We start from the raw sequence: 8,331 nt of genomic DNA on the forward strand, positions 1-8,331 counted from the left end.
GGTCCTGTCGGTGTGAGTGATGAGGTGTAGGGGCTTTCATCTTCACACCACAGGACCCGCCCGCATCCCCGGCTCGCCGCCGCCGAACCCGACCTACATCTTGTGCCCGGTAGAACCCGTTCTACGCACCGTCAATCAGGAAGAGCCCTCAATGGGGGTGGTACCTCTCGTTTTCGTTTGTTACGTTCGCCGATGTCCATAGATCGAAATATTAATGGAGGTCGGGAAACGCATGAAACGTAATCTGATACGTGTGACCACTGTCGGTGCAGCTCTCGGAATCGCGGGACTCATCGCTCCTGCTGGGGCAAATGCCGCGCCGGTGGACGAAAACAATTGCGCAAAGGTCTCGAGCCCGGGTAGCCCCGCCGGCTGGGGAAATACTTTCTCCGATGAGCTGGGGCAGGCCGGAAAGCATTCCGACGTCGACGTCAACGACGATGACGGATCACTGCAGTTCGTGACCACCGACGACACGCCGCGACAGGCGTCCTACCACGCCGCCGGGCAGCTACCGCTCGCTGACGTGGCGAAGAAGCCGCTGACATTCCACAAGTCCGAAGGCCAGGCGAACTGGCAGATCCGCGTGACCGGCGCAAAGACCGGATCCGGCGACGGATTCGCGACCCTGGTGTGGTCCGCCCCGGACGGCAAGATCAAGGCCGACGCCACCGAGTCCGACCAGTGGTGGGCGACGCGTGACCTCCCCGGTATCCCGAGGGCCCAGACCGCAACCCTGGATGAGCTCATCGCCGCTGCCGGCGACAAGACCGTCGTCGACCACTACGGCATCTCGAGCCAGCCCGCGAACAAGGCCGGGATCGTGAACGTCGACAACGTCTCGTTCAACGGCTGCACCACGAACTTCACGGCAACGGATGCCGGCGGGGCCTTCGGCTCGCTGGAGAATCTCTTCCCGTGATGCGGTGAGTCGAGCTCATATCCCAGCGTTTCTCCCCGCTGGTCGAGCTCGTCGAAACCACCGCAGGCCCCACGACCGTTGCCGGTCGCGGGGCCTGTGGTGTTTCCAGTGATCAGCAGGCGTCCTCCACTCACCACTGGTCGAATCCGACGTTGGCTTGCGGGAAGCCGGTGTCGATGTGGCTGTTCATCCAGTACTGCTGCGACTGGGGTCCCCAGATACCGCTCATCCCGGTGTTCACGTTGAACTTGTGGTTGGTGAGCTGGTAGTTGGCGGTCGGGCCGAAGAGGCCGATGCGGTACATGGCGTTGACGTCGAGATGGTTGTTGAACGGTGCGACGGCCGTGATGGTTTCGCTGGCACCGGGGTAGAGGACCTGCTTCGGAGCGTTGACCCACTGGCCGCCGTCGGCGTTGCTGCCGATCAGGTACTCGGGCTTGTCGGTGTGGTTGGTGATCGTCATCGCCACCGTCGGCTCTCCCGGGCGGGTGATCGGCATGGTGCCGGCGTGGGCTGCTCCGGCGGCACCGAGTGCGATGCCGGTGGCGGCGGCGAGTCCGAGGGTTCCGGCTGCGATGCGGGACGCGATCTTCATGGGGTTCTCCGAGTCTCTGAGGTGGGTTTCTATGTTTGTGGTTGTTCCGGGCTGTCCCGGTGACACCAATGACTTTCCTCGGAAACGACCCCGCCGGGATTCCGCCGACCGGGTGATCCACCGGTGGATTCGCGCATCCACCGATCGGTGGACAGGGGCAGAGGCCAGCGCTGAAAACCGCCCCAACGGATCCGCCCCCGAAAGGCACCCCCCACAGCCCGCCCGACGACACCATGTCGCCGAATCCGCTGTACAGGGCGGGTTTCGGGGGCGCTTCCCAGTGGCGGAGTCAGACCTCGCGCGCTGGCACCTCGACCACGACGGCGGTCCCGCCGCTGGGCCGGTTCTCCAGGGAGAACGTGCCGCCGACCCCCTCGATGCGTACTCGCCGCGAGGCCAGGCCGATGTGGCCGGCGGCCTGGCGTCGTCGCATAAGTTTCTCGATCTCGACCTCGTCGGGGAGTCCGACGCCGTCGTCGACGACCACCAGCCGCGCGACCCCGTCGTCGAACTCGGCCGTGACCTCCGCCGTGTCGGCGTCGGCATGTTTGACCACGTTGGTGAGGAGCTCGCGCGCCGCGGCGAACAGCAGCGAATCCGCGGTTGTGCGGAGCTCGGTCGGCCAGGCGGCGGTGTCCACCGAGATCGACGGTGCGCCGGCGCGACTGCCGTACGACGAGGCGAGGTCGGTGAGGGCGACGGCGAGGCCGGCCTGCTCGAGGACCGCGGGGTGCAGTTCGCTCAGTGTCGACCGGAGCAGCCGTGCCGAGTCGCGCAGGGCGCCGTCGACCCGGTCCAGGGTCACCGGATCGGCCGAACCCCGCAGTGTCGCAAGCTCTTGCCGTGCGGCGAGCACATACTGCAGGGCGCCGTCATGGAGGTTGTCGGCGAGGTCGCGGCGCTCGCGTTCCTCGATCTCCATCGTCGCGTCGAGCAGCCGGGCCCGTTCGGCGGCGAGCGATCCGATGGTCGTCACCCGTGACCGTTGCAGCTGGGACAGCAGGACCGCCCCGACCGCGAGAGCCGCGACGACGAGGATGCGCAGGACGATGATCGACCACGGCTCGCCGTTCGAGTCCCGGGCGAGGATGTTCGCGATCGCATAGACCACCACGGTCGCCGCCACGACCATCGCGCAGAGTCGCGGCTGCAAAGAGATGGCCGCGATCATCGGGACGAGGGCGAAGCCGGCGATCAGCGCGTCGGTGGTCCAGCTGACCTCGTTGGACATCCCGGCGACGACGGCCAGGATCGTCAGCAGCAGTAGGTCGATCGGCAGCGCGATCCACGAGTAGCGGACCATCCAGGATTCGTGGCGCCGGGCCACGACCCCTCCGGCGATGCACCACGCCGCGTAGAGAACTGCGGTGACGACGCCGAACACGGCCGCATGGTCGGGCGGATCCAGACAGACCGTCAGGAGTACGAAGAGTGCAAGGAACAGTCGCAGGAGCACCTGGATCCGGATTCCGCGGATCGCGTGGTCGACGAGGATGCGGTGGATGCGCGGCTCGTCGGCGAACTCGCCGAAGCCGAGATAGACGGTCAGACCGGCGATCTCGACGTCTGAGTTGCGCATCACGCGACGGCTACTCGAGAAGGCCACGACGCATCGCCTCGGCCACCGCGGCGGCACGGTCGGAGACCCCGAGCTTCTCGTAGAGACGCTGGGTGTGGGTCTTCACGGTCGCTGCCCCGATGTACAACTCTGCGGCCACCTGCGGAATCGACTGCCCGCGTGCGAAACCGGCGAGGACCTGCCGCTCGCGTTCGCTGAGAGCCGGTGCGTCGCGCTGGGTCTGGGCCCGGATCTCACCGGCGAGACCGGCCGCGAGCGCCGGGGGCACCACGGTCTCGCCCTTCGCCACCCGGGTCACCGCACCGACGATCTCGTCGCGGTCGGCATCCTTCGACAGATAACCGGCGGCGCCCTCCTGCAGTGCCCGGAACACGATGGGGCCCTCGGTGACCGCGGACAGCAGGAGGACGCGCGTCGGCAGCTTGTCGCGGGTGACCGCGTGTGCCAGCTCGACACCCGTCATCCCCGGCATCTGATGGTCGACGACGGCGACGTCGGGGTTCTCGCGCCGGATGAGTTCGAGACCGGCGGCGCCGTCAGCGGCCTCGCCGACCACCCGCACCCGACCGCTCTGGGTGAGACCCCGTGACACCCCGTCCCGGAAGAACGGGTGATCGTCGACGACGACCGCGGTCACGAACGTTTCCATCGCCCCAGACTACGGCGCATACAACGCGTTTCATCCGATTACGCGGGTTTTTCGCCGGCTCGTGCTCCTACCTACTCGGCGTGCTGCTCCTCGATGAACTCGAAAAGGCGGAACTCTGAGCCCGGGTCGGTACGCGAGGTCGTGGTCGGCGTCCGCTTGCCCGCGTCGGCGTGAATCCGGGACACGATCTCGGGGAGATCACCGTCGAGGGTGTAGGCCGCCAGATAGCGGTGGGTGGCGTCGGGATCAGCCGACTTGTACCGCACCGCGCTCGTGACGCCCTCCGTCGCAAGGATTTCCGGAAGGTGATGCGTGGTGTACCACTCGTTGAACTCGTCTTCGACCGAATCGTCGCGCGGATGGGTGAAGGCGATGTAGAGGCCTCGTGCCATTGTCGTCTCTCTTTCTGGAACCGGGGCGGATCAGGCGGACGGGAGTTCGGCCGGAGGAAAGACGCCCGCGCGAGACAGCTGACCCGGCACCGTCGTCCCGAGCATCTCGCCGAGCCGGCGGGCGCCGTCGAGAAGTACGGACGCGTCGACGCCGGTCGCACATCCGCTGCGGTCGAGGAGGTACCAGAGGTCCTCGGTGGCGATGTTGCCCGTCGCGGCGGGAGCGAACGGGCACCCGCCGATACCGCCGAGGCTCGCGTCGAGGGCCGATGCCCCGAGTTGCAGCGCGGTGAGGGCGTTGGCGTACCCGGTGTTCCGTGTGTTGTGGAAGTGCCAGCGCAGCGGCATACCCGGGGCTTCCCGGCGGGCGGCGTCGGCCAGTGCGACGACCTGTGCGGGCACCCCGACGCCGATCGTGTCGGCGAGGGCGATCTCGTCGGGCTGTGCATCGCTGCACCTGCGGAGGAGGTCGGCCACCCGTTCGACGGGGACCTCGCCCTCGAACGGGCATCCGAAGGCGGCAGCGATGGTCACCGTCGTCTTCAGACCGGCATCCGAGGCGCGCTTGGCGAGACGATTCCACAGGTCGACGCCCTCGTCTGTGCTGGTCCCCTGGTTCCGTCGGCTGAAGGTGTCCGACGCGACGACAACGATGTTGACCTCGTCGAGTCCGGCCGCGATGGCGCGGTCGAGTCCACGTTCGTTCAGGACCAGGCCGATCCACGAGACCTCGCCCCGTGGCAGCGCAGCGGACACCGCCTCGGCGTCGGCCATCTGCGGGACGCGCTTGGGATGAACGAAACTCGTTGCCTCGATCCGACGGAGACCTGCGGCCACCAGATTGTCGATGAGCTCGAGTTTGGTCTCGGTCGGCAGGAGCGTCGCCTCGTTCTGCAGGCCGTCGCGCGGCGACACCTCCACAATGGTCACGGATGTGGGGGTCACGGACGACGGGGTTACTGACGAGGGGGTTTCGGGCATGTTTGTGCCCGAGTGGTCTCTAGCCGTGGTGTTTGCCATGTCCGGATGTTCCCCCAGCCGCAGAATGTATGCAAGTGGTCGGGTGTCATGTGTCCATTACGTAAGAAGTTCCAGCAATTAACAAGGTTTCGGTTGTAGGGCGTCAGTTACCGGGCTAACATGTATGCAATCTAGGAGGTAAGAGTGTCTCAGGCATCACAGCGCGCCACGGATCTCCTCCGCGCGAAGATCCTCGAAGGTCGATGGGGGCCCGGTGATCGGCTCGCCGAGGTCGAACTGGCCGAGATCCTCGAGGTCAGTCGTACGCCGGTGCGAGAAGCGCTGTCGCGACTGGCCGTCGAGGGGTTGGTCGAGATGTCCCCGAACAAGGGCGCCCGCGTGGCGACCTGGTCGCAGGCCAGGCTGAACGAGATCTTCGATCTGCGTCTGCTTCTCGAACCGGTGGCCACCGGCAAAGCGGTGGGCCGGCTGAACGACGACGAGATCGGCGAACTGGAAGAACTCGCCGTTCGTATGCACGAGCACGGTCGCCCCGGTGGTGACCGCGACTTCAGCGAGATCGCCCGGCTGAACCGCAAGTTCCACGCGACGTTGATCGAGAAGGCCGAGAGTCTGCAGCTCGAGGCGACGCTGACGTCGGTTCGGCACATCTCGCTGGCGACCCGCAACTACCAGCACTTCACCGAAGACAGTCTGTCCCGCAGCCTTTCTCACCATTTCGAGATTGTCGCGGCGGTTCGTGCCGGCAACTCCGACTGGGTGGAGGCGGTCATGCGCTGCCACCTCCACAACGCACGCACCGCGATGCTGGGCGCGATGAGCAACCCGACCATCGGTGCCGACAACACACGTGACGGCATCGGCGCCATCCTCGCCTGATCGCTTCACCGACGTACTCGACCGAAACAACATCAGAACAATCCGACTGAACAGAGCACATACCGCTTGATCAACGGGCCCGTCGACGGCCCGGTACCCCCGTCTTCATCCTCCAGCGCCGCGCAAACCCCTGCGCGCGGTGGCGATGACGCACGCATCCATCCGGCCCGGTCGCATCGGGCTCCCAACGAACAGGAAGTACGAGATGAGCAACGAAACCATCGAAACCGCCCCCGAGCACGACCAGGTGGGGCCGCTGTCCGATCTGCGCGTCGTCGAGATGGGCCAGCTCCTGGCCGGACCGTTCTGTGGCCAGTTGCTCGCCGATTTCGGTGCCGAGGTCATCAAGCTGGAGGACCCGGGCCGCGGCGACCCGATGCGTCAGTGGGGTCGTAAAAGCGCTCAGGGACAGTCACTCTGGTGGCCGGTCGTCGGCCGCAACAAGAAGTCGGTCACCTGTAACCTGCGGACCCCGGAAGGCCAGCAGATCGCCCGCGATCTGATCGCAACCGCCGACATCCTCATCGAGAACTTCCGTCCGGGCACGCTGGAGCGGTGGGGTCTGAGCTACGAGGAGCTGAGCGCCCTCAACCCGAAGCTGATCATGGTGCGGGTCACCGGATACGGCCAGACGGGACCGTACGCGCCGCGCGCCGGTTACGGTTCGATCGGTGAGGCGATGGGCGGATTGCGGTACATCACCGGCGATCCCGACAGCCTCCCGAGCCGGACCGGCATCTCCATCGGCGACTCGCTGGCCGCTGTCTTCGCGACGATCGGCGCGCTGACCGCACTGCACGGCGTGCGCCGGACCGGCCGCGGTCAGATCGTCGACTCGGCCATCTACGAGGCAGTGCTGTCGCTGATGGAATCGACTGTGCCGGAATACCAGCTGACCGGCTACCAGCGTGAGCGGACCGGCTCGATCCTGCCGAATGTCGCGCCCAGCAACGTCTATCCCACCGGGGACGACAGCAGCATCCTCATCGCGGCCAACCAGGACACTGTCTTCCGCCGTCTCGCCGAGGCGATGGGTGAGCCCGAACTCGCCGACGATCCGCGGTACCACAACCATGCCGAGCGGGGTGCGAACCAGGCCGAACTCGACGACCGGATCGCCGAGTGGACCCGCCGCCAGCAGTCCGACGATCTCCTGGCCCTGCTCGAGGAGAAGGGCGTGCCGGCCGGCCGGATCTACCAGGCCAAGGACATGCTGGCAGATCCGCACTTCGCCGCACGTGAGGCCATCGTCACGCTGCAGCACAAGGTCTTCGGTGACTTCCCGGTCCAGAACGTGGCCCCGAAGCTGTCGTCGACGCCGGGCACGATCCGCTGGCTGGGACCGGAGCTCGGCGAGCACACTGCCGAGGTCCTCGGCGACGTCCTCTCCCGGACGCCTTCCGACATCGACGAACTCCGGACGTCGGGCGTCATCTGACAATCCGGGACAGACGTAACGCAGACGCAACCACGGACCCGCAGTTGTATGCAATGCTGAGAATCTGCGCCGTTCCCGGACCTGTCTGCGGACGAAAGTATGCAATAGAGCGCTAGAAAGGAACATCCAATGTCTGCATGGAAGCAGAGCACTGCCGCCGAGTTGAGCCCCGAATCGCTCGCGGCTCTGATCCGCAACGAGATCCCCGCCATCCGCATCGAGAACTTCGCCGATGCCGAGGAGTGCGCCGCGTTCACCAAGGCGGTGTACAACTCGCCCGACCTGAAGTCGTACAGCGTCGCCACCCCCACCCACTACCTCGGCCTGGTCATGTACGAGTACCGCCAGGACGGTGGACGTAAGCAGGAGTTCTTCGACGCGGTTCCCGAAGCCGTTGCCGCGCAGGAGAAGCTGTACAAGCATTCGTTCGACGTGCCGCAGCGTTTCCGTGACCTGCTCGGCGCTCACCATCCGGGCAACATCCTCGTCCCGTCCGAACCCGGTTACGGGGACTACTGCCCGGTGGTCGTCCGTATCGCGTCCAACGGCGTCCACCTGCACGCCGACTACGCGCCGTACAACTCCCCGGATTGGGCCATCGGCGGCATCGAGCACCAGATCACCTGGAACCTCTACACCCAGTGCCCGTCCGTGGGTGGCGAGACCACCGTCTACAACAAGCCGTGGGTGCCCGCGGAGGGCGAGGACCCCGCACGCGGTCTTCCCGACGGCGGGGTGGAGACCGACGACTCGATCGAGAGCTTCACCTCGGAATTTCTCAACCTGTCTGAGACAGGACTTGGTTGGTTGTTCTTCGGTGGTTGATCCCGACGATGGTCGGGATCTCCGGGGCCCGGGGTGGGCGGCGGAAGCGTTGCGGGTGGGCCAGGTATATG

9 protein-coding genes are annotated in these 8,331 nt (G+C 66.1%); 4 read left to right on the top strand and 5 right to left on the bottom strand.

The features are described 5' to 3' along the window. The first annotated feature begins 232 nt into the window (after window positions 1-232). The gene (locus tag BJF87_RS20135) at window positions 233-922 is read left to right on the top strand and encodes a hypothetical protein (protein WP_075863807.1); all 690 of its coding nucleotides are present in this window, start codon (window positions 233-235) and stop codon (window positions 920-922) included. Window positions 923-1,052: 130 nt separating this feature from the next. Here the strand turns inward: BJF87_RS20135 and BJF87_RS20140 are convergent, their stop codons facing one another. The 5 genes from BJF87_RS20140 to BJF87_RS20160 all read right to left on the bottom strand — a co-directional run bounded on the left by BJF87_RS20140 (window position 1,053) and on the right by BJF87_RS20160 (window position 5,118). Next, window positions 1,053-1,517 (bottom strand): hypothetical protein, encoded by a 465-nt coding sequence (locus BJF87_RS20140; protein ID WP_075863800.1) that lies wholly within the window; start codon window positions 1,515-1,517, stop codon window positions 1,053-1,055. A gap of 289 nt (window positions 1,518-1,806) precedes the next feature. After that, a complete protein-coding gene (locus BJF87_RS20145; protein ID WP_075863801.1) occupies window positions 1,807-3,096 on the bottom strand; it encodes a sensor histidine kinase in 1,290 nt (429 codons plus the stop codon). Between the two features lie 10 nt (window positions 3,097-3,106). Next, window positions 3,107-3,745 (bottom strand): response regulator transcription factor, encoded by a 639-nt coding sequence (locus tag BJF87_RS20150; protein ID WP_075863802.1) that lies wholly within the window; start codon window positions 3,743-3,745, stop codon window positions 3,107-3,109. A gap of 71 nt (window positions 3,746-3,816) precedes the next feature. Then, on the bottom strand, window positions 3,817-4,137 hold the full coding sequence (locus tag BJF87_RS20155) for a DUF4286 family protein (RefSeq protein WP_075863803.1): 321 nt from the start codon (window positions 4,135-4,137) through the stop codon (window positions 3,817-3,819). A gap of 30 nt (window positions 4,138-4,167) precedes the next feature. Continuing rightward, window positions 4,168-5,118 (bottom strand): hydroxymethylglutaryl-CoA lyase, encoded by a 951-nt coding sequence (locus BJF87_RS20160; protein ID WP_075863804.1) that lies wholly within the window; start codon window positions 5,116-5,118, stop codon window positions 4,168-4,170. A gap of 183 nt (window positions 5,119-5,301) precedes the next feature. Here BJF87_RS20160 and BJF87_RS20165 point away from each other — a divergent pair, with 183 nt between their 5' ends. The 3 genes from BJF87_RS20165 to BJF87_RS20175 all read left to right on the top strand — a co-directional run bounded on the left by BJF87_RS20165 (window position 5,302) and on the right by BJF87_RS20175 (window position 8,260). Continuing rightward, entirely contained in the window at window positions 5,302-5,997 is a 696-nt protein-coding gene (locus tag BJF87_RS20165) for a GntR family transcriptional regulator (RefSeq protein WP_075863805.1), read from the top strand. Between the two features lie 205 nt (window positions 5,998-6,202). Next, the gene (locus tag BJF87_RS20170) at window positions 6,203-7,435 is read left to right on the top strand and encodes a CaiB/BaiF CoA-transferase family protein (protein WP_075863806.1); all 1,233 of its coding nucleotides are present in this window, start codon (window positions 6,203-6,205) and stop codon (window positions 7,433-7,435) included. Between the two features lie 129 nt (window positions 7,436-7,564). Continuing rightward, the gene (locus BJF87_RS20175) at window positions 7,565-8,260 is read left to right on the top strand and encodes a hypothetical protein (RefSeq protein ID WP_262339072.1); all 696 of its coding nucleotides are present in this window, start codon (window positions 7,565-7,567) and stop codon (window positions 8,258-8,260) included. The last annotated feature ends 71 nt before the right edge of the window (window positions 8,261-8,331 follow it).

Source organism: Gordonia sp. CNJ-863 (assembly GCF_001942325.1).
Taxonomy (GTDB): Bacteria; Actinomycetota; Actinomycetes; order Mycobacteriales; family Mycobacteriaceae; genus Gordonia; species Gordonia alkanivorans.

Bases quoted from the DNA above. Each gene is read 5' to 3' on its own strand.
- BJF87_RS20160 (WP_075863804.1), bottom strand. From the start codon at position 5,118: ATGCCCGAAACCCCCTCGTCAGTAACCCCGTCGTCCGTGACCCCCACA.
- BJF87_RS20135 (WP_075863807.1), top strand. From the start codon at position 233: ATGAAACGTAATCTGATACGTGTGACCACTGTCGGTGCAGCTCTCGGA.
- BJF87_RS20170 (WP_075863806.1), top strand. From the start codon at position 6,203: ATGAGCAACGAAACCATCGAAACCGCCCCCGAGCACGACCAGGTGGGG.
- BJF87_RS20150 (WP_075863802.1), bottom strand. From the start codon at position 3,745: ATGGAAACGTTCGTGACCGCGGTCGTCGTCGACGATCACCCGTTCTTC.
- BJF87_RS20175 (WP_262339072.1), top strand. From the start codon at position 7,565: ATGTCTGCATGGAAGCAGAGCACTGCCGCCGAGTTGAGCCCCGAATCG.
- BJF87_RS20155 (WP_075863803.1), bottom strand. From the start codon at position 4,137: ATGGCACGAGGCCTCTACATCGCCTTCACCCATCCGCGCGACGATTCG.
- BJF87_RS20140 (WP_075863800.1), bottom strand. From the start codon at position 1,517: ATGAAGATCGCGTCCCGCATCGCAGCCGGAACCCTCGGACTCGCCGCC.
- BJF87_RS20145 (WP_075863801.1), bottom strand. From the start codon at position 3,096: ATGCGCAACTCAGACGTCGAGATCGCCGGTCTGACCGTCTATCTCGGC.